Below are 21,580 nucleotides of genomic sequence, written 5' to 3' on the forward strand. Positions count from 1 at the left end.
AGAGGGCAAAATAGTACCACAACAATTATTTATGAGCGAAAAGTATGTAGTTCACATTCTAATTTCTGGTATTCGCGGTACTTCAATCGATTAGCTTGTTTAATTTGCTCATCGTTATAGACCATTTCTATAATTCGGGAAAATTGCCCATAAAATTCAGGAATTGAAGGGGTAAGATTAATTAAAACCTCTTTAACCCTAGGAATTTTGGTGTGACTAATGAGGATAGGCGCCTCTTCGCCCATATCCTCTACGATATGGTGCGGCACAAAACTGTTAGCCCGAAAAGACCATAGTAAATCGTCGATTACCTTTGATTCGTTAAAACTTGAAGTGAAGACAAAGATAGGTTTTTTTAATAAAAAGACTTTTTCTACTAATTTGGCTAAGTAATGGAATGCATCATTTTTAGAATGATTGAGAATGTGGAAATCAATTCGTAGCATAAGGGCCTAGCTTTATAGACAACGATAATTATATATTAGACAATCATATATTCTCTGAATTAGACAAAAACTTAAAGATAAATCTAAAAATTTTACAAACCGGTCCTTCGCATGGGTCTTATTTTTCGTTATTTAGCTAAAGAGACATACATAACTATGTTTGCCGTAACCGGCATATTAGTATTGATATTTATGTCTCATCAATTTGTACATTATCTTAGCGATGCCGCTTTGGGGCGATTGACGCCTCAAGCTGTTTTGCAAATGATGTGTATTCAAATCCCTTTATTGCTCGGATTTATGATTCCGCTCGGGTTTTTTATAGGTATTTTACTTACCTACGGGCGGCTTTACGTCGATAATGAAATCACCATTTTTAATGCCTGTGGGATCAGCAAGTTTGAATTGCTGCTAAAAAGCCTGAGTTTTTCGACTATTGTCATTCTGGCAGTGGCAACCCTCATGCTGTGGGTAGAACCAAAAATGGCTTGGTATCGGGATCGAATTATTGCAAATGCAGTGGCTTCCTCCCCCATAGAGAAGGTTTCGCCTGGACGGTTTCAACAGGTGGGAAACTGGATTTTATATACGGAAGGGGTCACTCGAGATCATCAGCAAATGGCGAATGTTTTTGCCGCAGCCGTGCCTGCACGCAAAAAAAATGGGGATAAAATGCCTTCACTCGATGTAGTAGTAGCAGAAAAAGCTTATCAAAAAATTTCTCCCCTGAAAGAAACCTACATCGTACTGGCAAATGGCAATCGTTATTTAGGTGTCCCAGGAAAGAATGATTATCAGATGGTGCAGTTTAAAGAGTATGGGGTTCGTTTGCCGGATAAAATTCCGGAAATGCGCAGATTAGAAGAGTTTATGTCTTTTACAGAGCTTTGGCATCGAAGAAACCAGCCAGGCGGCGCCGCTGAATTTCAGTGGCGGATTGCTATGCCAATTAGCGTCTTAATCTTAACACTATTTGCTGTTCCCCTTAGTGAGGTGAAACCTCGGCAAGGTAGATTTGCTCAAATATTACCCGCCATCATCATATATATTATTTATATCGATTTATTGTTCTTAGGGCGCGCGTGGATAGAGAAGTCTAGGATTTCCCCTCAGCTGGGTCTTTGGTGGATCCACGCCCTCATGCTAGGGTTAGCCACGGTAATAATAATAAAAAAAATCAAACCCTCGTCTCACCCCAGTAGCAGCAAGGCAGTAGCTAAAGCCCCAAGGAAGGACTCATGAATATTTTAAATAAATATATTGGTAAAACGATTATCGGCTCCGTATTAACGGTACTCCTCATCTTGCTGGGGATTGAAAGTTTTTTAGAGTTAGCAAGTGAACTAAAAGATGTTGGCAAGGGAAGTTTTCACTTCTGGCAAGCGTTAATGAATGTTCCCTTGATGTTGCCAACAGATATGTACGAGCTTTTCCCCATGGCGGCATTGATAGGAAGTTTATTGGGCTTAGGAAAGCTCGCTAATCAAAGTGAATTGATAGTGATGTCTGCGGCAGGGATGTCTCGCTTTCAAATTATTTGTGCGATGTTACAGGCAGCCGCGCTTTTACTCGTGGTCGTTTCCTTTGTGGGCGAAGGCATTGCCCCTAAAGCACAACAGTATGCCAAAGATTCTAAAACTATCGCCATCAGTGCTGGCAAAACGTTAAAGACCGCGAGTGGAGTGTGGTTTCGTGATGGATCTAATTTTATTTTTGTAAGAGACATTCTACTTGGCAATCATCTCTATGACGTTACGCGATACAAATTTGATGCCCAGAAGAAACTCTCTGTGATCAGTCACGCTGATCATGGCATTTATGAAAAGGGCGGGTGGTATTTCCACCAGGTAATACAATCTGAAATAATGCCTGATCAGATAAAGAGTCATTCTTTTGAAGTACAAAAATGGGACATAAACGTTGATAAACGGCTGCTTGGAATATCCAACATAAGAACCGACCAAATGTCTTTGCCCAAACTATATTCTTATATTCGTTATCGCCAACAAAATGATTTGGGGGCGGGGTTGTACGAGTTCGCTTTTTGGAAACGGTTGATTCAGCCCTTTGCCACGATTGTAATGATCTTTTTGGCAGTGCCTTTTATTTTTGGCCCGCTTCGATCAGTGTCAATGGGCTTGCGAATAGTCACTGGAGTGATAATAGGCTTTAGCTTTTATATTTTGAACCAATTTTTTGGTCCTATTAGTCAGGTGTATCAAATCCCGGTTCTCATTGCAGCCTTCTTGCCTACCGTTACATTTGCCATGTTGGGTGGTTTTCTGTTATTTTTAAAGGCTTAATCCCTATAGAGACCTATATCTATGCAGATAGAAAATCAATATTTTTCTGAAACTGATGCCTCTGATACAAAAGCAAAGGGCCAAAGTTCTTTTTACCCCTGGATTATTTGGGGTTTAGGCGCCGCATTTTTCCTGGCTGAATATTTTGCTCGTATAGCACCGGGAATAATGGTCCCAGAACTCATGAGCGCCTTCCGGGTAAATGCACTCACACTCGGGTCTTTATCTGCCATTTTTTATACCGCCTATCTCACCATGCAAATGCCCGTGGGCACATTGGTGGACAAATTTGGGCCGCATCGCTTACTGACTATTACTGCTGCCATCTGCGCTTTAGGCTGTTTTTTATTTGCGAGTGCTGATTATTTAGGTTTGGCACAGGTGGCTCGATTTATGATGGGCTTTGGAGCGGCCTTCGCCTTTGTAGGCACTTTAAAATTAGCGACCATCTGGTTTCCACCTAGTCGCTTCGGTTTACTCTCCGGATTAACGCAGGCACTGGGTATGGTGGGAGGAGCTGTTGCAGCAGGGCCTTTGGCTGTGTTGGTGCATCAAATCGGTTGGCGTCATACAATGTGGTTGATTGGTATCATCCTACTATTGTTAGCTATTCTTATCGGTCTTGTTGTTCGAGATCAGCCCAAAAAAAGCAGTGTAACCTTCTCAAGTCGTACTGACAAAAAATTAAAATTTTGGGACGCATTTTCGGCAGTGTTACGTAATCCCCAAAGCTGGTTGAATGCAACCTATGCTGGTTTGGTATATGCCCCAACAGCCGCCTTTGCTGAGCTGTGGGGCGTGACTTATCTTGCACGAGTATATGACATCGATCGCACTGTTGCTGCGAATGCAGTCAGCTGCATTTTTATCGGTTTAGCTATTGGTTGTCCCGTTGGCGGTTGGATTTCAGATAAAATTCGCCGGCGTCGCCCTGTGATGCTGGTCGCTGCAGTGGTCAGTTTGATTTTCATGTCATGTGCCCTTTATATCCCTAATTTATCGGTAACAGCGCTATTTATATTGTTATTTTTTTATGGAATTGCAAATTCAGGGTTTGCTACCTCTTATGCGTTGGCGGGTGAAATTAATCCTCCCCGAGTAGCAGGTACTTCCTTAGGATTTGCAAATATGGCATCGGTCTTAGTGGGGGCTTGTTTCCAACCCATCATTGGTTGGTTTCTGGATCTTCAATGGGATGGTCAGATGCTAAATGAGGCTCCGCTATACAGTGTTGAAGCCTTTCGGCACGCAATGATGGCGCTGCCGGTATGTCTTTTTCTCGGAGTGATTGTTACCTTCTTTGTCAAAGAAACCTATTGTCGTAGTGCAGAAAATAAATGATAAATCAGCGTAAGGCTGTAGCATTGATATCAGGCGGTTTAGATTCAATGTTAGCGGCAAGAGTCATTTTGGAGCAAGGAATCCACGTTGAGGGCATCAATTTTTTTACCGGTTTTTGTGTCGAAGGTCACACGCACGCTATTAGACAAAAAGATAAACAAAAAAATAAACGTAATAATGCTCTTTGGGTAGCCGAACAGTTAGGCATCAAGTTGCATATCATCGATATTGTCGATGAATATAAAGAAATCGTTATCAATCCAAAACATGGTTATGGCACCCATCTCAATCCCTGCTTAGACTGTAAAATCTTCATGATAAAAAGTGCTTACAAATGGCTACAAGAAGCTAATTTTGATTTCATTATTACGGGTGAAGTTATTGGTCAACGTCCTAAATCGCAAACTAAAAATAAAATGCCTCTAATTGCTAAGCAGTCGGGAGCGAATGATCGACTTTTGCGCCCTCTGTGTGCCAAAAATTTACCTGCCACATTGCCTGAGCTAGAAGGATGGGTGGATCGTGAAAAATTATATGGTTTCACGGGTCGAGGGCGCAAACAACAATTTCACCTCGCTAACCAATTTGAATTCAAAGATTTTGCGCAACCTGCGGGAGGGTGCTGTTTCCTGACTGACAAATATTACTCGGAAAAGTTGCGCGATTTTTGGGAACATCGAAGTGATAAAAATTATGAATTAGATGATGTGATGTTATTAAAAGTGGGACGTCATCTTCGGCCACGAGAAAATTTTAAAATGATTATTGGCAGGGAAGAGGGCGAAAATAATTTTCTCGAAGGCTATCGTAAACAGTTTGTTCACTTGCGAATCATGAGTCACACAGGTCCCCTCATTTTAATTGATGGATCTCCGAATAGGGAAGATATCTCCCTAGCCGCAGAGATTGCGGCCCGTTTTAGTGGTGGGCGAGAAGCCGAAAAAGTTACAATACAAGTCCATAATTTAGATGGCAGTTTGATGGTTTTGAATGTGAAACCTTTCTCCAGTCAAGACATCCCTCAAGAATGGTATGTCGGATGAGTAGCTATCACTTAGACGCGAAACGCTTGCTTTGCCCTCTTCCCGTTATTAAAACCCAAAATCAAATTAAGAAACTTTCCCCTGGTGATATTCTTGAAGTGAGCTGTACGGATCCTGGCGTTGTGCATGATATTCCTGCCTGGTGTAGAATCAATGGCCATAAAGTCCTGGAAATTTTTGACAGTCCTCTTGAAATTATTATTCGCATCCAAGTATAAATAGATTCTTCATTAAAACTTAAGATTCACATTGCTTCCGTTGGAGTTTTACTCCACAATTATCATCCGACATATCCTTCCCGTCCTTTCAAAATTAATCTCTTAGGAGCCTCTCATGTCGGTTGAAAACGTCCAAAAGCTTGTTAAAGAAAAACACATCAAATTTATTGATCTACGATTTACAGATACCTTAGGAAAAGAACAACATGTGACCATCTGGGTAAATAATCCTGACGATGTGGATGATCTTTTTAAATATGGCAAAGCATTTGATGGCTCTTCAATTGTGCGATTTAAAAGTATCGACAATTCCGACATGCTACTTAGACCTGATGCAAAAACGGCGACCATCGACCCTTTCTTTGACGAACCCACCTTAATTCTGCGTTGTGATGTCGTTGATCCTGTCACCATGAAAGGTTATGACCGTGATCCTCGTGCAGTAGCTCAGAAGGCAGAAGCCTATCTACAAAAATCTGGCATCGGCGATCTTTGTCATATTGGTGTCGAACCAGAATTTTTTATTCTGGACAATGTGGTTTGGGAAATAGAAATGAATCGCGTCTCTTATTCTATTGATTCAAAAGAGGCTGCCTGGAATTGTATTACTCACTACGTGGGTGGCAACTCAGGTCATCGTCCCCGGATTAAAGGCGGCTATTTTCCTGTGCCCCCCATCGATTCATCTCAAGATATTCGCTCTACCATGTGCCTTACTGCGAGCGAAATGGGACTCATAATAGAAACACACCATCATGAAGTGGCCACTGCCAATCAAGTAGAGATAAATACGAAGTATGACACCCTGTGCAACAAGGCGGACGAGACCCAAGTGCTAAAGTATGTAGTGCATAATGTTGCCAATGCCTATGGTAAAAGTGCTACCTTCATGCCTAAACCGTTAGTCGGTGACAACGGTAGTGGGATGCATTGTCATATGTCTATCGTCAAAGATGGGGTGAATTTATTCAGTGGGGATAAATATGCAGGGCTATCAGATACCGCTTTGCATTTTATCGGGGGCATAATCAAGCATGCACGCGCGTTGAATGCCTTTACGAATCCTACTACTAACAGTTATCGGCGGTTAGTGCCTGGCTATGAAGCCCCCGTCATGCTAGCTTATTCTGCACGTAATCGTTCGGCAGCTATTCGCATACCCTATGTCTACACTCCAAAAGCGCGCCGAATTGAAGTGCGGTTTCCTGACCCCAGCGCAAATCCATACTTTGCTTTTTCTGCCCTGTTAATGGCTGGCTTAGATGGCATTAAGAACAAAATTCATCCGGGTGATCCAGTTGATAAAGACTTATATGAACTATCAGCAGAAGACACTAACGCAATTCCGACAGTGTGCGGCTATTTGGATGAGGCGCTCAAAGCGTTAAGGGATGATCATCAATTTTTGTTAGAAGGTAATGTATTTACTCTCGACCTAATCGATTCCTATATTGCACTCAAGGAAGAAGAAGTGGCGCGATTGAGAATGATTACTCATCCAATAGAATTTGATATGTACTATAGCGTCTAACCTCAGATTCCCCGGGCACGACGGCCCGGGGATCACTGACTTTTATACTTCGAAAATTGTCTCAAGTTTTTTTGGCATCAAACAATTCTGCAAGCGAGCATATTGAGGTATCCCATTTTGATAGGGTGGGTAGTCCTCTCCTTGAATGAGGGGCTGCAAATATTCTCTACATTTCTCAGTGATTTCGTAACCGTTTTGTGAAATAAAATCACGAGGCATTTTGCGTTCTACGTTAGCAACTTTTTGTAATGCGACATCGCCAACTCGCCATTGATAGGGCGCCGCTGCGATACGTTCAATGGTCAACATAACATCTCCCTTGCCAGCTAGGGCATAATCAATAGCCGCTTTTCCGAGAGCATAAGCCTGCTCAATATCTGTTTTGGATGCAATATGCCTGGCAGATCTTTGAAGGTAATCGGGAACTGCCCAATGGTTTTTGTAGTTGAGTTTTTGTTTGATCATGTCGGCGATATAAGGTGCGACGCCTCCTAATTGGGCATGGCCAAATGCGTCTTTAGCATCACTTTCTGCAATAAACTTATTGTCTTTATCTCGTACTCCTTCCGACACAATCACGACGCAATAGCCATATGTTTTTACACAATGATCTACACGTTTTAAGAAAGCGGGTTCATCAAAAGGAATCTCCGGAAATAAAATTATATGAGGGGGCTCGCTAGGATCATGCGAGGCAAGTCCTGATGCCGCTGCTATCCAGCCTGAATGCCGTCCCATTACTTCCATAATGAATACCTTGGTAGACGTCGCCGCCATCCCTTTTACATCCATACCCGCTTCCAGGGTAGAAATGGCGATATATTTTGCAACCGAGCCAAATCCAGGACAGGTATCGGTATAAGAAAGATCATTATCAACTGTTTTTGGAATACCAATACAGACCAAAGGATAACCCATTTGTTGACTCAATAAAGAAACTTTGTGAGCCGTGTCCTGTGAGTCGCCCCCTCCATTATAAAAAAAATACCCGATATTATGGGCTGCGAACACTTCCATTAAGCGTTCATATTGTTCTTTATTTTCCTCTAACCCTTTGAGTTTATAACGGCAGGTACCAAATATATTCGCCGTTGGAGTATATCGAAGCGCAGCGATGGCTTCGCTGCTTTCAAAGGTGGTGTCATATAATTCCTCTTTTAAAGCGCCGATAATTCCATTTCGCCCTACCAGCACTTTGCCGATTTTGTCACTATGAGCCCGCGCAGTTTCAATAACGCCACAAGCGGAAGTATTGATTACTGCTGTTGGCCCTCCAGATTGAGCATAAAAAATATTTTTCAGCATGCTGCTTCCTCGAGTTATTTTGGCGCAGTATAAATGACACCAAGTTAAACTTCCATGATAAGATAGTTGTTATTGTTCAAGAAGATGTGGAGGTAAACATGCATATCCATGTTTTAGGAATCTGTGGCAAATTTATGAGTGGTTTGGCTATCATCGCCAAACAGCAAGGTTTTAAAGTATCAGGCTCAGATCAAAATCTCTCTCTCTCTGTCAGCGATGCATTGCGCGCCCTAGGTATAGAGTTGGTTCAAGGTTATGAAAAAAATTCTCTTCCTAAAGATATAGATTGTGTAGTGATAGGCAACGCTTTATCACGTGGTTGTCCTATTGTGGAAGAGATATTGAATCGACGCATTCCTTATGTTTCCGGACCTGAATGGCTTTCTAAAAATATATTAGAAAAACGGTTTGTTTTAGCAGTTTCAGGCACGCATGGAAAAACAACAACGACAAGTATGCTGGCATGGATATTAGAATCGGCTGGATTAAATCCTGGATTTTTAATTGGAGGCAATCCCAGTAATTTTGATTTTTGCGCTCGATTTACCGATTCGAATTTTTTTGTCATTGAAGCAGATGAGTACGATACGGCTTTTTTTGATAAACGATCGAAATTTCTTCACTACCAACCAACCACCTTAATTATAAATAATTTAGAATTTGACCATGCAGATATTTTTGCTAGTTTAGAAGATATCAAAAAACAATTTGCCCATTTGCTTAGAATTGTCCCAGAAAATGGCTTAATTGTTGCGCCAAGTAAGGATGAAAATGTCCAGTCACTTTTTTCTCGTGGCTGCTGGACGAAAGTGGAAACCTTTGATTCCGAGGATGCGTGCTGGACTACGAAAAAAATTAATGCAGAGGGCAGTCAATTTCAAATTTTAAATAATAAGAAATTGCTAGGTACGGTCGAGTGGGAATTATTAGGCGACCATAATATTCAAAACGCTTTGGCTGCAATTGCTGCTGCACGCCATGCCGGGGTCCCTCCCACCAATGCCATTAATGCTTTATGTCAGTTTAAGGGCGTAAAAAGACGTTTAGAATTAAAGGGGATTGTCAGAGATATTCATGTCTATGATGACTTTGCACATCACCCAACTGCTATCGCAACGACTATTTCGGCTTTGAGAAATCGCGTAAAAAATGAGCGTATTTTTGCCGTATTGGAATTAGGTTCCAACACTATGCGAGCAGGTTTTTATCAAGAGTCCATGCCGAGTGCTTTTTTAGAAGCGGATAAGGTAATTTTGCTTCGTCCAAAAGAGGTCAGTTGGAATATTGAGCCTATGATGAATGCTTTTAAACCACCAGTAAAACTGTTCGATAATGTTCAGCAAATTGTCAGTTATCTTTCTGAGCAATGCAGAGCAGGTGACAATATTTTGTGTATGAGTAATTTGATGTTTGATGGCATTCACCAAAAATTATTGAATGAATTATCCTCACAGAGTTAACTATGCAAAATGATACCATTACCCTCGCATTTACTGGGGCCTCCGGACTGCAGTATGGAATGCGATTATTAGAATGCCTCATCAAAGCGAATAAAAAAGTCTATTTATTATTTTCTCAAGCTGCTCATGCAGTGGCGATTCACGAATTAGATTTTCTTATTCCTAAACAGACAACCAAAATGCAAGAATTTTTAGTGACGCATTTAGGTTGTGATAATTCACAGTTACAGGTTTTCGACCAATTCGAATGGACAGCGCCTATAGCTAGTGGTTCCCATGCGCCTGCTGCAATGGTCATTTGTCCTTGTAGTAGCGGTACTTTGGCAGCCATTGCTCATGGTATGAGTAATAATCTTATTGAACGTGCAGCGGATGTGGTATTAAAAGAAAATAAAAAATTAATTTTAGTGCCGCGAGAAACACCTTTGTCGTTAATTCACGTAGAAAATATGCAAAAATTATTAGCGATGAATGTCATCCTATTGCCAGCATCTCCAGGGTTTTATCATAAACCTACCCATATTAATGACTTGATCGATTTTATTGTCGCCCGCATTTTAGATCAACTTGGAATAGAACAGCACTTAATAAAGCGCTGGGGTACTGACCTGTAAAATCTCGCCTTTCCAAAATTTTTTAAATAGCGTAGAGGGAATTTGATCGGCGGTAATAATTTTAATGCGCCACTCATTTCGTTCCATATAAGGAGTGAATTTTTCCAGCACATTATAAGAATAAGTAATTTTATTTTTCTTATTTACGATTCGATAACCCATCACATTACCAATAAAAACTACATCCCATGAACCTGATAGATAGACATTTGAAGTCCACAACTTCAACATGAGTTTTTCAGTAGGGGTATCTTTTAACATGTATAAAACAGGTGGACGATTTAAATAGAGGGAGGGTAAAAAGGGGATAATTGCTGCTTCATTCTTTGAAAGTTTTTCAAGCGCATTTTTTAGTAAGGTCATGTTGGGATTTGCTGTCCAACCTTCGCTCGTTAATATGTTTTTGAGAAGTTGAATATTGCCAGAATATTGAATGTTCATCGGCTCTGCAGGATTACCAAGGCGATTTTGGCGATAAATGGGCAGGGCGGGATTAAGATGGCCCCACCAAATGTTTTCATCAATGACTTGAGAGGGCCAATCCAGTGAATATCTTTTTAGGCTGCTATGATAAGTAATCACTGCAAAAGAGACCCAGGTGACTAGGGTGCTCGCAAGAACAAACAAGGTAAAATTCAAGATTTTAAACGGTAAAATTTTTCGTCGATAAAACATCGTGATTAATGCTACTGACGTACATCCTAATGCAATGCTCGCAAGCACGTCAGTCAACCAGTGGGCGCCAAGATAGATGCGGGAAAAACCTACGAGCAGGATGATACAGGTCACGAAATAATAGAGGTAGCGACGATATCTTTTTTTAATATGTGTGTTAGCAAAGGTTGCGAAAAATCCATAAAACACCGTACTCAAAAAACTGTGACCACTGGGAAATGAAGACGTAGAGGAAACATGTAATAAACCTGTAGGTCTTGGGAAATACAAAATATACTTCAGAACATTCGGGATAATTAAACCCGCCATCACAGCAATAAACCAATAGCCCGCATCACGATAATTTTTGTGCCACAGTAACCATCCTAAAAGAAAAACGGCGCACGTCACTACGACCAGTCCTTGACCCAATAAGGTGATGGCTATCATCACTTGGTCAATGTGAGCATTTCTTATGCTGCGTAAAAATTCAAAAATGGGCCGGTTAAAGGCAGTCAACAAATTATGCTGAAAGACGCTTACAGCGATTACCAGAAATATAATGAAACAAAGACTCGCTAGAATGACCCAGCCCAGTTGCTGATAATCCTCAGGATGATTTGGATTGCTAATGAGTTGAGTGAGCCATTCATATTTTTTGTTAAATCGTATTCTATCCCAGAGACTTTCCAGTAAATGTCCGATTACTTTTTTGATTTTTGTTGAAAAAACTGTGATTAGCCAGGCAAATAGAGACAGAACTACAATAAACAGCAGCAGATAAAGTATAAATTTGGTCGCAACATTTCGTGGTAAATGTGAGGATAAAGAACCAATTAATATGCCGGGCAGCATATAAGTCACTGACCAAAGATACGCTGAGGGGAGCGCAGCAAGTACAAACTTAGGCCAAGGCATTTGCAAAAGGCCTGCAATCATCGGAATGATGCTACGTAATGGCCCTATGAATCTTCCAATAATGATACTTTTGCCGCCATGCTTACGAAAGAAACTTTCGCCTCTTTCCAGCCATTCAGGATGTTTTTTAAATGGCCACATCTTCCGGATGCGTTCATTATAGTGAAACCCAAACCAATACCCGATCAAATCCCCCAAGAAGGCGCCAAAGGTAGCCCATAGTGCCGTCATACCAAATGGGAGAATTGAGGTGCCGATTAACATTCCTACGCCCGTCATTGTCACTGACCCAGGAATGATGGTTCCTATAATCGCAAGAGATTCAAGAAACGCTACAAAAAAAGTAATCAAGCCTCCCCAGTTTGGATTAGCTTGTAAAAAATGGACTAATGATTGCGCGTATTCCTCTATCATGTTTGTTAAGCCACAACTTCTCCGGCGGCCTGTCTGTCGGCGTGATAGGAAGAGCGGACGAGTGGGCCGCTTGCAACATTACTAAAACCCAGTTGTTTAGCAATTGCGCCCAGTTCATTAAACTCCGTGGGGGTGACATAGCGAGCCACGGGGCTATGGTAACGGCTAGGCTGTAAGTATTGCCCTAGAGTCAACATGTCCACGTTATGTTTGCGAAGGTCCGCCATTACTTGAATAATTTCTTCATTAGTTTCACCTAATCCCAACATTAAACCTGACTTTGTTGGAATTGAAGGGAAGCGAGATTTAAACTCTTGAAGGAGTTTAAGTGACCACAGGTAGTCTGATCCTGGTCGAACCTGTTTATATAATCTAGGAACTGTTTCGGTGTTGTGATTAAACACATCAGGAGTTGCTTCAGAAAGCGCTACTAACGCAGGTTCCATCCTGCCCCGAAAATCAGGGACTAAAATTTCAATTTTGATAGTGGGGTTATGCTGTCGCACTTGCTTGATGCATTGGGCAAAATGTCCTGCTCCGCCGTCACGCAAATCATCTCGGTCCACCGAGGTGATAACAACATATTTGAGGGCCATGGTTTGTATGGTAGTCGCGAGATTCAAAGGTTCATTTTGATCCAGGGGATCCGGGCGACCATGGGCCACATCACAAAAGGTACAACGTCTCGTACATTTGTCTCCCATTATCATAAAAGTGGCGGTGCCATGAGTAAAACATTCGGGAAGGTTGGGACAGCTTGCTTCTTCGCACACGGTGACCATACGATTATCACGCAGTAAATGCTTAAGTTCAGCGATTCTATTACCGTGAGGCAGTTTAACACGAATCCAAGGGGGTAAAGGTTCCCGTTTGCTGAGGTCTGTTGCCTCTATCTTTATGGGAATACGAGCCAGTTTATCGGCAGCACGTTGCTTCTTCAAAACAACGTCGGAAGTATTTTTAGAGCTCATAACTTTTTCCAATCGAAGATTCAAATAAAAGAGGGCTGATTATACCTGAAATTTTCGATTAGGTAGGAAACAATTTTGGACTCTACATCCTTGAAGTTTACCTGTGGTGTTAGCTGTTTCATTTGGGTAACTGTGAGATTGCTAAAACCGCAGGGATTAATGCGGGTAAAGGGCTCAAGGTCCATGTCAATATTAAAGGCAATGCCGTGATAAGAGCATCCTCTTCTTACTCGAAGGCCAATAGAACAGATCTTGGCCTCATTAACGTATACCCCCGGTGCATCGCACCTTGCAGCGGCAGAAATTTTATAATCTGCAAGCACTTGTATGACAGTTGTTTCTAGCTTGCTCACCAACTCACGAATGCCAATTTTTAGACGTTTGAGATCGAACAGGGTATACATAACTAATTGGCCCGGACCATGATAAGTCACTTGACCCCCTCGGTCTGTTTGTACTACGGGGATATCTCCTGGATTTAAAACATGTTCGGGTTTCCCAGCTTGGCCTTGAGTGAATACGGGGGGGTGTTGCAGTAGCCAGACTTCATCGGGTGTATCTGCTTGTCGCAGATCAGTGAAATTCTTCATCTCTTGCCAGGTCTCAGCATAATTTTGTAACGACAACCTGCGAACAACGATCTCAGAATCCATAATATTACCCCAAAAATAATACATTTTTAAAGAAATTTAACATATTTGCTATACTCATGATGAAAGCATATAGAGTAGGTAGAATAATATGGGTACATCAGGAGCGGCAATCGTTAAAAACTATTTAGAAAAATATGTGTACATTAACTCATTAAAAACCCGAAAAAATAATTATCTTAATCCTAACATGGCGCGTATTTCCCGTGCCATTGCCTATAACATTATCCATGAAATGGAATTTCTTATACTCTCTAATCAAGCCGATGACTATGGTTATATCAGACGCTATTTAAAAGAAGAGATTACAGAATTGCATCGCGAGCTTAAAAGTCACCAGTCATTTTTCCCTTGGCTCTTTACTAAAACTACGCTTCCCTCTGATTTTGGCAGATGTGTTCATGAAGCCTGGTTCGAATTGCGCCAACGCGAAAACTCAGATTAATTTCCGCTTCACTGAGCCAACATACATGTAGCCTGGATGCAGCGCAGCGGAATCCGGGTTTTTTTAAGAGCACGAGAATTAACGACCCGGATTTCGCTTCGCTGCATCCAGGCTACGGAATTGTTTTTCTTATAACACCATCAACACGAGTTTCTCGGAGGTTAATTCTTGGTAAATCTCATCTAGTTGTTCCTTGCTCTTGGCGGGAATCATAGCGGTAATTGACATATAGGTCCCAGCCTTACTATGTCTAATCTTTATAGCGGCTTCGCCCAAATCAGGGGAATGTTTGCGGATGATGGCTAAGATTCGGATTTCAAATTCCACATTATTCTTGCCCATAACTTTAATAGGAAAAATACAAGGGAATTCAAACCCTATTCCGTTGCCTTCATACATATCGACCCCGTGCCCCTGTTAAAAACCCTATTTTTAGTATATTAGATGCTTAAGTAAAAGCAATTTTGTTTTCATAAGTTATTAATAAAATTATGATAATTTTGAATCATTTTATGCCAAATATTGCCGGGCACTCCCTGGTTAATTGTTTTATCATCCACTTTAATAATAGGGTAGATTTCTCGGGTTGAGCTCGTTATCCATACCTCATCTGCGTCATACAGCGCGGCTAATGAAACCGGTTTTTCTTCACAGGGAAGCTGGTCTTTTTTAGCTAGCTCCAACACTAAATCGCGGGTAACGCCCCCCAAAATGTGATTGGAAAGTGGGGGAGTTTGAATGATCTGATTTTTTACAATAAACAAATTACTTGTGGATCCCTCCACGGCTTCACCGTTACGTATCAAAATAGCTTCAACTAACCCCTGGTCGATGGCTTGTTGATACAGCAACACATTGGAAAGCAAGGAAGTGGCCTTAATATTGCAAAATTGCCAGCGGCTATCCTCTAATGTTATTGCAGACATGCCTTTGGATAGCACCTCCATCGGTAGCGTCTTTAACGGATATGAAAATACGAAAATTGTGGGATTAATTTGTTTCGGGAAAGCGTGATTGCGTTCAGGAGCAGGGCCGCGGGTAACCTGTAAATAAATGGATTGATTTTTACCCAGATGTGAATTGAGCTCTAGCAGTTTCTCAAAAATTTTTCTCCAATCTTCTGTTACTAACGAGATTGATAACTTAATACTCTTGAGGGAGTGATAAAGGCGATTGATATGGTGTTCAAATCGAAAGATCTTTCCCTTGTATACCGGGAGTACTTCATATACCCCATCCCCGAACAAAAAGCCGCGGTCCATTACGGACACCACGGCTTGTTCTTGGGGAATAAAATCCCCATTTAGATACACTGTGCTCATGAATTAGCAGTATGTAGCAACTTACTAAAAAGAAGTCCGATTTGATCCTTCATCCTTAAGAAAATGCCGCCTTTGGCATCATCTTCTAATGCGACTAAGGGTTGAGATAGATAATCTTTATCATTTAGTTTGACGGAAATATTACCGACTGGCTGACCCTTTATGATAGGTGCCCTGATACTTTTATTTAAAGTAATGGCGGCTTGCATTTTATTCATTTGACCTGTTGGCAAGGTCAGATACACGTCTTTTAACACGCCTACTGGTACCGTTTTATTTTTGCCAAACCAGACACGTGGTTGCTTAATGGCGGTATTGGCAGCGAAGATTTTTTTAGATTCATAAAAACGGAAGCCATAATTCAATAAGGCAAGGCTTGCATCTGCACGAGAGCGAGTAGAAGTGGAGCCCATGACCACTGCTATTAAGCGCATGCCATTTCTAGTGGCAGTAGAAACTAAGCAATAACCGGCCTCGTCAGTATGCCCTGTCTTCATGCCTTCAATAGAGGGATCACGCCACAATAAAATGTCACGGTTAGGTTGCTTAATTCCATTATATTCAAATTCTTTTTGAGAATACCAGCCATAGTATTCTGGGAATTGATTGACGATGGCCTTAGTTAATAAGCCTAAATCACGAGGTGTGGTGTAGTGTTTAGGGTCTGGTAAACCTGTTGCATCTGTATAATGAGTATTTTTCATTCCTAATAAACCAGCAGAATGATTCATAAGCTCCGCAAAGGCTTCTTCAGTTCCCGCTATATGTTCGGCTATAGCCACACAAGCATCATTGCCTGAGACTACGGCAATACCTTGAATTAAAGCGTTGACGGGAACTTGTTCACCCACTTTAACGAACATTTTGGAACCGCCGGTGCGCCATGCTTTTTCGCTAATAGTGATTGGGTCACCCATATGTAATCGATTGGCCTTCAGTGCAGAAGCTATTTGGTAAAGCGTCATTAGCTTGGTCAAGCTTGCGGGGGGCATTGGCGTATCAATATCTTTTCCTGCCAATACCAGACCCGTATTCGCATCCATCAAAATATAACCTTTAGCATCAATCGTCGGAGCGGAAGGAATAATGGATAGCGGGGTGGGATTTGTAGGCGGAGTCACAGCGGGCTCTGCATAGACAGTCAAGTAAACAAAAGATAGCAACATCATTAAAACATTTCTAAACAAGCCATCTCTTTTCATTTCATTCCTTCCTATTCAAAATTAGTGCAATAAATATAAGTGATATTCAAATTTCTTCAACATTATTCTCGTTTTAGCTAAATACAGTTATGACGTGGTCATACCCTTGGGCTTTGAGAGTGTCCATGATGGCATTTGATTCCTCAGCGGTGCTAAAGGGGCCAATTTGTACGCGATAAACCATTTTATGATTGGCTTGCCCCTCCTTAATAAGAACATTTGCCTGCGTATATTGCGCAATTTTCTCTTGTAGTTTTAAGGCATTGTCATGATTTGCAAAGGCGCCAACTTGAAGATATCGACTCAATTTAACGGCCTTTGCACTTTGGCTGGGAGAGGGAAGCGCGATTGGATTAATTTGTACTTCAGGAATCGATTCATTATGAGCGAATAAAATTTGTTGTTCCTCATTACTATGATGGACATCAATCGCTTTAACCTGAACATTTGCAGTGCCTTTATTTGCAAAGCCCAACTTAGAAGCTGCAGCATACGATAAATCAATAATGCGATCCGATTTAAATGGCCCTCGGTCATTCACTTTGACTACGATAGTCTTTCCATTTTCTAAGTTGGTCACTTCAACATAGGTGGGTAGGGGAAGATTTCTACTTGCTGCAGTCATAGCAAACATATTATACGGTTCTCGGCTAGAGGTGTTTCTACCATGAAACTTCGTCCCATACCAAGAGGCCAAACCTGTTTTGCAATATCCTTGCGCAGTTTTGAGAACGTAATATTTTTGACCATCAACATCATAGCATTCTGGATTTCCATAACGACATAGCGGTTCAGTCTGGGGATGAGCATTAGGAATTTTTTCACAGTTAATAGAGCGGGGAGGTGCGTTGTCGCATTCTTTTTTGCTCATTGTGGAACAGCCGGTCACTAGAAGAATTACGAACACAAGCCAGGTAAAGAAAATTTGTTTTTGTTTCATGTATGCTTCCTTACTTTTGCATATGTGTTAGAAAGTAGACAGCGATGTCAAAGTTGCCTATTCTTTCACACTTATCAAGCTTTGTTATAAAGAAAAAATTATGTCTGAAAATAATGCAATTATCTACGGGTTTCATGCTGTAAATTCTTTTTTAATGCAATACCCCGAAAAAATACAGTGTTTAATCGTGGACAGTCATCGTCATGATGCTCGCATGCAAGAAATACTCGATTTGGCAAGCCAACATAATATTCTAATTAAACACTCCTCTCGTAAAGAGTTAACGTCACTCGCTAGTCATGAGGAACATCAAGGTGTTATTGCAATGGTGCAATCTCAGACGATGGCTCCTGATCTGGAAGATTTGTTAGATACCAAAGACACCCCTTTCTTGTTAGTCCTTGATGGGGTTCAAGATCCGCACAATTTGGGAGCTTGTCTTAGAACTGCTAATGCAGCGGGTGTGGATGCAGTGATTATTCCAAAAGACCGTGCCGTGGGAATAACGCCGATTGTTACTAAGGTGGCATCCGGGGCAACTTTACACACGCCGCTCTATTCTGTAACGAATCTAGCTCGAACGCTAAGAATGTTAAAAGAACGTGGCATTTGGTTGTTCGGAACGAGTGAACACGCAACAGAACTGTACAGTAAGGCTAATTTAACAGGATCCTTAGCCATAGTAATGGGTTCTGAGGGGAAGGGACTGCGCAGGCTGACTGAAGAAAATTGTGACATTCTCATTAAAATACCGATGCAGGGAGTGGTGCCTAGTTTAAATGTATCAGTTGCTACCGGAATTTGTTTATTCGAAGCTGTTCGACAGAAGCATGCCAACAAAAAATAAACTTCTCACAATTTTAATGGCAATTTTTATCAATGTTGACAGCTATGGGCAAGAAACCGCTACTTTAATCGCCACCTATTCAACAGCCATTTATGACAATGAAGTGAAATATATTTATCAGAAAATATTATCCCAGCCGCTTTCGCTTTGTGAAAAAACTGACCAAGTCTCGCGCTATTTTATGGGAACAAAATATAGTTTAGGTGCCCTCGGAGAAGGCCCTGAAGGAATTTATGATATGAACCCCCTCTACAGAACGGATGCTTTCGACTGTCTTACCTATGTAAGCACCGTATTAGCTTTGGTAGAGGCTGCTAATTGTGAGGAATTCATCAGAACGCTTAAAAAAATTCATTATTACAATGCAAAGGTTTCTTATTTTAATCGATATCATTTTACAGAGGCAGACTGGAATGTTGAAAATAAAAACAATCACTTTATAAGGGACATAACTGCGCAAGTTTCTCCCCATTATCTGATTGCCAAGGCTTTAATAGATAAGCCTAATTGGTACAGATGTCGTACGAAACAAGCCTTGAAAAGCATCACCTCTCTTTCCAAGAGTCAGTCAGAAAGACTTTTACAAGAAATTCATCAACACGGAAAACAGACCACTACTTATATGGCGCGAACCTCGTATATCCCTTTAACTGAAATAATACATTCTCCCGCAATACTAGAGTGCATTCCTTCCGGAACAATTGTCGAAATTGTCGATCAAACTCATGACTTTAAGAAGAAAATTGGATCGGATTTGAATATTGTTCATCTGGGATTTGCTATTAAAACCCAGCAAGGATTGATGTTTCGTCACGCATCAAAGGTGCATCATCAAGTTACTGAAGTTTTGCTGATACAATATTTGCAACGTTCTTGCGCGCTATCAGAGCAACCTTGGAAAATTGGGATCCATTTGGAAGCGATTATTTTGCCTTGTCGAGGTAAGACAAAATAACCGCAACAGGGAAATTAGGTGCTTTCTTTTAAAACAGTTTGTAAGTGTTCTAAGAATTCTTTCGGACCCATCTCACCCACAATTCGGAATTTTTCAAGTTCCTTGCCAGTGCTATCGAAGAACAATAATGTAGGAGGAGCAATTACCTGGAATTTCTTTTCCAACGTCTTCGCTATTTTATCGTTTTCGGTGACATCTGCTTTTAAGGCCACGAAGTTTCCGAGTGCTTTAGCAACATCAGGGTGACTAAACGTTCTATTCTCCATCTGTTTACAAGAACTGCACCACTTCGCCGTAAAATCTAACATCACAATTTTGTTTTGAGCAATCGCAGCGTTAATTGCAGTGCTGACCTCGTTTTCGTCCGCAACATGCTGAAAATGGGCACTGTTATCCGCACTTAGCTGCGGATAATTAGAGGGAGCGGCTGAGTAAAGGGGCTGCAATGGGTTAGTGTTGCCCATTGATGTGCCAATCAATAATAGCACTCCATACACTAAAAATATTGCCGCAAGGCCATGAGTGAAGCGCGCAAAAGGAGCGGCTGCGGAAGCGGTAAAAACACCCATATAGGCAGCAGAAAAAATCAGTAAACCCGCCCAGAGCAACATTGTGATGGAGGCAGGTAAAATTCTTTCGATCATTAAAATTGCCATTCCGAGTAAGATCACTCCGAATACAGATTTTATCCGATTCATCCACACACCGGCTTTAGGTAAGAATTTGCCTCCCGCCGTGCCCACGACTAATAAAGGTAGGCCCATCCCAAAGCCTAAACAAAATAAGGCTGTTCCACCCAACACGGCATTGCCTGTCTTACCTATGTAGCCTAATGCCCCAACCAAAGCGGGGGTGACGCAAGGTGATACAATTAAAGTCGCAAGACAGCCCATAATAGCCACGCCAAGGTAACTACCACTTTGTTGGCGATTACTGGCTTTTGATAGTGAGTTTTGGAATCGTTGCGGAAGCTGTAATTCGTAGAAGCCGAAAAAGGACATCGCTAGGGCGACAAACATGAGACTGAAAGTGATTAACATCCAAGGTTTTTGGAACGCAGCTTGAACGCTTCCCCCCACATAACCAATCAGGATTCCCGCAATCGCATAGGTCATCGACATGCTTAGAACATACGTTAATGAAAGACTGAATGCTCTACCCGTAGTGAGCTTTGCTCTATTTTGACCCACAATGATGCCAGACAATATAGGCAACATGGGTAAGATGCAGGGGGTAAAGGCGAGCAATAAGCCAAAGCCTAAGAAACTAAAAATAATAGTCGCATAATGTCCGGAACTCAGTAATAAGGCAGCTTGCTCCTGTTCAGACGCAGGGGGCGTCGTTGTTTTATTCATCTCAGGTAAAGTGGGTGCTGCATTCATTGTCTTACCAATTGGCAAGGTATTATCCCCTAGCGCACTCGGCTCATTCAAATCAAGCGTGATATTCTTATCGGTCGGGGGATAACAAAATCCCTCATCAGAACAGCCTTGGTAGCGGACAGTGAGCTTGATTTTATTGGATGATGATGCAATTACAGGGATGGGTATGCTGATCTTATCTTTATAGACCTCGAAGCTTCCAAAACCGGGTTCGGTTTTCATCTCTGTTTGAGGGTACAAGGGAGCCCCTAATTTTACGCCAGGAGTATCGCTACTAATAGTGAGATTTTTACGTTGTAAAAAATAACCGGGCGCCATTTGCCATTCTGCCAATACAGTTTGATTATCTCTCACTTTTGCAGAAAATTTAAATCCCTGATCCATTGTTAATGGCTCATGGGTAGCTGCATCTGCTTGAAAACTGATGACAAAAAGTCCTAAACCTATGACCAGATTTAGAATTTTAAACATTGTTTTAGCCACTTAGCTTCTCCAAAGATCGAATAGTTAATAGGATTTTAGTGATCTCAGGAACCTGTGTCGGGATAATATTGTAATAATTAAATGATAGGAGGAGATCCCTTATAGTGTTGTTAACAGCAGGTATTCCTATTTTTTT

At 41.4% G+C, this 21,580-nt stretch carries 21 protein-coding genes; 11 read left to right on the forward strand and 10 right to left on the reverse strand.

Annotated features, from left to right (window positions below; genetic code table 11):
- Nucleotides 1–29: 29 nt before the first annotated feature.
- The gene (locus H0U71_04265) at nt 30–446 is read right to left on the reverse strand and encodes a DNA polymerase III subunit chi (GenBank protein MBA2654266.1); all 417 of its coding nucleotides are present in this window, start codon (nt 444–446) and stop codon (nt 30–32) included.
- Nucleotides 447–557: 111 nt separating this feature from the next.
- Here H0U71_04265 and lptF point away from each other — a divergent pair, with 111 nt between their 5' ends.
- From lptF to glnA, 6 genes are all read left to right on the forward strand, one after another.
- The gene (gene lptF, locus H0U71_04270; protein MBA2654267.1) at nt 558–1,688 is read left to right on the forward strand and encodes an LPS export ABC transporter permease LptF; all 1,131 of its coding nucleotides are present in this window, start codon (nt 558–560) and stop codon (nt 1,686–1,688) included.
- Nucleotides 1,685–2,749, forward strand: coding sequence for an LPS export ABC transporter permease LptG (lptG, locus tag H0U71_04275; GenBank protein MBA2654268.1), 1,065 nt, complete (start codon nt 1,685–1,687; stop codon nt 2,747–2,749). The genes lptF and lptG overlap by 4 nt, the downstream gene beginning before the upstream one ends.
- A gap of 21 nt (nt 2,750–2,770) precedes the next feature.
- Nucleotides 2,771–4,090, forward strand: coding sequence for an MFS transporter (locus H0U71_04280; GenBank protein ID MBA2654269.1), 1,320 nt, complete (start codon nt 2,771–2,773; stop codon nt 4,088–4,090).
- A complete protein-coding gene (locus tag H0U71_04285; GenBank protein MBA2654270.1) occupies nt 4,087–5,133 on the forward strand; it encodes a tRNA (5-methylaminomethyl-2-thiouridylate)-methyltransferase in 1,047 nt (348 codons plus the stop codon). The genes H0U71_04280 and H0U71_04285 overlap by 4 nt, the downstream gene beginning before the upstream one ends.
- Nucleotides 5,130–5,351, forward strand: coding sequence for a sulfurtransferase TusA family protein (locus H0U71_04290; protein ID MBA2654271.1), 222 nt, complete (start codon nt 5,130–5,132; stop codon nt 5,349–5,351). Before H0U71_04285 ends, H0U71_04290 begins: the two co-directional genes overlap by 4 nt.
- 115 nt (nt 5,352–5,466) lie before the next feature.
- Nucleotides 5,467–6,882, forward strand: a complete 1,416-nt coding sequence (gene glnA / locus H0U71_04295; GenBank protein MBA2654272.1) for a type I glutamate--ammonia ligase — start codon at nt 5,467–5,469, stop codon at nt 6,880–6,882.
- Nucleotides 6,883–6,924: 42 nt separating this feature from the next.
- Here the strand turns inward: glnA and H0U71_04300 are convergent, their stop codons facing one another.
- A complete protein-coding gene (locus H0U71_04300) occupies nt 6,925–8,187 on the reverse strand; it encodes a 6-phosphofructokinase (GenBank protein MBA2654273.1) in 1,263 nt (420 codons plus the stop codon).
- Between the two features lie 98 nt (nt 8,188–8,285).
- On the opposite strand from H0U71_04300, the gene mpl reads away from it, so the two are divergent.
- Together mpl and H0U71_04310 are read left to right on the forward strand one after the other, a co-directional pair.
- Nucleotides 8,286–9,647 carry a UDP-N-acetylmuramate:L-alanyl-gamma-D-glutamyl-meso-diaminopimelate ligase gene (mpl, locus tag H0U71_04305; GenBank protein MBA2654274.1) on the forward strand — a complete coding sequence of 454 codons (1,362 nt, stop codon included), beginning with the start codon at nt 8,286–8,288 and terminating at the stop codon, nt 9,645–9,647.
- A gap of 2 nt (nt 9,648–9,649) precedes the next feature.
- Entirely contained in the window at nt 9,650–10,261 is a 612-nt protein-coding gene (locus tag H0U71_04310; protein MBA2654275.1) for a UbiX family flavin prenyltransferase, read from the forward strand.
- On the opposite strand, the gene H0U71_04315 is transcribed toward H0U71_04310, so the two are convergent.
- From H0U71_04315 to lipB, 3 genes are read right to left on the reverse strand one after another with little or no spacing between them, the layout of a single operon-like run.
- Entirely contained in the window at nt 10,232–12,247 is a 2,016-nt protein-coding gene (locus H0U71_04315; GenBank protein MBA2654276.1) for a VTT domain-containing protein, read from the reverse strand. The genes H0U71_04310 and H0U71_04315 overlap by 30 nt on opposite strands.
- A gap of 5 nt (nt 12,248–12,252) precedes the next feature.
- Nucleotides 12,253–13,218: a lipoyl synthase gene (lipA, locus tag H0U71_04320; protein MBA2654277.1), complete on the reverse strand. Its 966-nt coding sequence runs from the start codon at nt 13,216–13,218 to the stop codon at nt 12,253–12,255.
- 20 nt (nt 13,219–13,238) lie between these two features.
- Nucleotides 13,239–13,871 (reverse strand): lipoyl(octanoyl) transferase LipB, encoded by a 633-nt coding sequence (gene lipB / locus H0U71_04325; protein ID MBA2654278.1) that lies wholly within the window; start codon nt 13,869–13,871, stop codon nt 13,239–13,241.
- Between the two features lie 88 nt (nt 13,872–13,959).
- Here lipB and H0U71_04330 point away from each other — a divergent pair, with 88 nt between their 5' ends.
- Nucleotides 13,960–14,313: a hypothetical protein gene (locus H0U71_04330; protein MBA2654279.1), complete on the forward strand. Its 354-nt coding sequence runs from the start codon at nt 13,960–13,962 to the stop codon at nt 14,311–14,313.
- A 129-nt stretch (nt 14,314–14,442) separates the two neighbouring features.
- On the opposite strand, the gene H0U71_04335 is transcribed toward H0U71_04330, so the two are convergent.
- The 4 genes from H0U71_04335 to H0U71_04350 all read right to left on the reverse strand — a co-directional run bounded on the left by H0U71_04335 (nt 14,443) and on the right by H0U71_04350 (nt 17,777).
- Nucleotides 14,443–14,712 carry a DUF493 domain-containing protein gene (locus H0U71_04335; protein ID MBA2654280.1) on the reverse strand — a complete coding sequence of 90 codons (270 nt, stop codon included), beginning with the start codon at nt 14,710–14,712 and terminating at the stop codon, nt 14,443–14,445.
- A gap of 71 nt (nt 14,713–14,783) precedes the next feature.
- The gene (locus H0U71_04340; GenBank protein MBA2654281.1) at nt 14,784–15,635 is read right to left on the reverse strand and encodes a D-amino acid aminotransferase; all 852 of its coding nucleotides are present in this window, start codon (nt 15,633–15,635) and stop codon (nt 14,784–14,786) included.
- A complete protein-coding gene (locus tag H0U71_04345; protein ID MBA2654282.1) occupies nt 15,632–16,837 on the reverse strand; it encodes a D-alanyl-D-alanine carboxypeptidase in 1,206 nt (401 codons plus the stop codon). The genes H0U71_04340 and H0U71_04345 overlap by 4 nt, the downstream gene beginning before the upstream one ends.
- 73 nt (nt 16,838–16,910) lie before the next feature.
- Nucleotides 16,911–17,777: a septal ring lytic transglycosylase RlpA family protein gene (locus H0U71_04350; GenBank protein MBA2654283.1), complete on the reverse strand. Its 867-nt coding sequence runs from the start codon at nt 17,775–17,777 to the stop codon at nt 16,911–16,913.
- A gap of 100 nt (nt 17,778–17,877) precedes the next feature.
- Here H0U71_04350 and rlmB point away from each other — a divergent pair, with 100 nt between their 5' ends.
- Nucleotides 17,878–18,624: a 23S rRNA (guanosine(2251)-2'-O)-methyltransferase RlmB gene (rlmB, locus tag H0U71_04355; GenBank protein MBA2654284.1), complete on the forward strand. Its 747-nt coding sequence runs from the start codon at nt 17,878–17,880 to the stop codon at nt 18,622–18,624.
- Entirely contained in the window at nt 18,608–19,579 is a 972-nt protein-coding gene (locus tag H0U71_04360) for a DUF1460 domain-containing protein (GenBank protein ID MBA2654285.1), read from the forward strand. The genes rlmB and H0U71_04360 overlap by 17 nt, the downstream gene beginning before the upstream one ends.
- Before the next feature lie 14 nt (nt 19,580–19,593).
- On the opposite strand, the gene dsbD is transcribed toward H0U71_04360, so the two are convergent.
- Nucleotides 19,594–21,444 carry a protein-disulfide reductase DsbD gene (gene dsbD / locus H0U71_04365; GenBank protein MBA2654286.1) on the reverse strand — a complete coding sequence of 617 codons (1,851 nt, stop codon included), beginning with the start codon at nt 21,442–21,444 and terminating at the stop codon, nt 19,594–19,596.
- Between the last annotated feature and the right edge of the window lie 136 nt (nt 21,445–21,580).

The organism is Gammaproteobacteria bacterium (genome assembly GCA_013697705.1).
Lineage (GTDB): Bacteria > Pseudomonadota > Gammaproteobacteria > UBA6002 > UBA6002 > UBA6002.

Bases quoted from the DNA above. Each gene is read 5' to 3' on its own strand.
- H0U71_04265 (MBA2654266.1), bottom strand. From the start codon at position 446: ATGCTACGAATTGATTTCCACATTCTCAATCATTCTAAAAATGATGCA.
- lptF (MBA2654267.1), top strand. From the start codon at position 558: ATGGGTCTTATTTTTCGTTATTTAGCTAAAGAGACATACATAACTATG.
- lptG (MBA2654268.1), top strand. From the start codon at position 1,685: ATGAATATTTTAAATAAATATATTGGTAAAACGATTATCGGCTCCGTA.
- H0U71_04280 (MBA2654269.1), top strand. From the start codon at position 2,771: ATGCAGATAGAAAATCAATATTTTTCTGAAACTGATGCCTCTGATACA.
- H0U71_04285 (MBA2654270.1), top strand. From the start codon at position 4,087: ATGATAAATCAGCGTAAGGCTGTAGCATTGATATCAGGCGGTTTAGAT.
- H0U71_04290 (MBA2654271.1), top strand. From the start codon at position 5,130: ATGAGTAGCTATCACTTAGACGCGAAACGCTTGCTTTGCCCTCTTCCC.
- glnA (MBA2654272.1), top strand. From the start codon at position 5,467: ATGTCGGTTGAAAACGTCCAAAAGCTTGTTAAAGAAAAACACATCAAA.
- H0U71_04300 (MBA2654273.1), bottom strand. From the start codon at position 8,187: ATGCTGAAAAATATTTTTTATGCTCAATCTGGAGGGCCAACAGCAGTA.
- mpl (MBA2654274.1), top strand. From the start codon at position 8,286: ATGCATATCCATGTTTTAGGAATCTGTGGCAAATTTATGAGTGGTTTG.
- H0U71_04310 (MBA2654275.1), top strand. From the start codon at position 9,650: ATGCAAAATGATACCATTACCCTCGCATTTACTGGGGCCTCCGGACTG.
- H0U71_04315 (MBA2654276.1), bottom strand. From the start codon at position 12,247: ATGATAGAGGAATACGCGCAATCATTAGTCCATTTTTTACAAGCTAAT.
- lipA (MBA2654277.1), bottom strand. From the start codon at position 13,218: ATGAGCTCTAAAAATACTTCCGACGTTGTTTTGAAGAAGCAACGTGCT.
- lipB (MBA2654278.1), bottom strand. From the start codon at position 13,871: ATGGATTCTGAGATCGTTGTTCGCAGGTTGTCGTTACAAAATTATGCT.
- H0U71_04330 (MBA2654279.1), top strand. From the start codon at position 13,960: ATGGGTACATCAGGAGCGGCAATCGTTAAAAACTATTTAGAAAAATAT.
- H0U71_04335 (MBA2654280.1), bottom strand. From the start codon at position 14,712: ATGTATGAAGGCAACGGAATAGGGTTTGAATTCCCTTGTATTTTTCCT.
- H0U71_04340 (MBA2654281.1), bottom strand. From the start codon at position 15,635: ATGAGCACAGTGTATCTAAATGGGGATTTTATTCCCCAAGAACAAGCC.
- H0U71_04345 (MBA2654282.1), bottom strand. From the start codon at position 16,837: ATGAAAAGAGATGGCTTGTTTAGAAATGTTTTAATGATGTTGCTATCT.
- H0U71_04350 (MBA2654283.1), bottom strand. From the start codon at position 17,777: ATGAAACAAAAACAAATTTTCTTTACCTGGCTTGTGTTCGTAATTCTT.
- rlmB (MBA2654284.1), top strand. From the start codon at position 17,878: ATGTCTGAAAATAATGCAATTATCTACGGGTTTCATGCTGTAAATTCT.
- H0U71_04360 (MBA2654285.1), top strand. From the start codon at position 18,608: ATGCCAACAAAAAATAAACTTCTCACAATTTTAATGGCAATTTTTATC.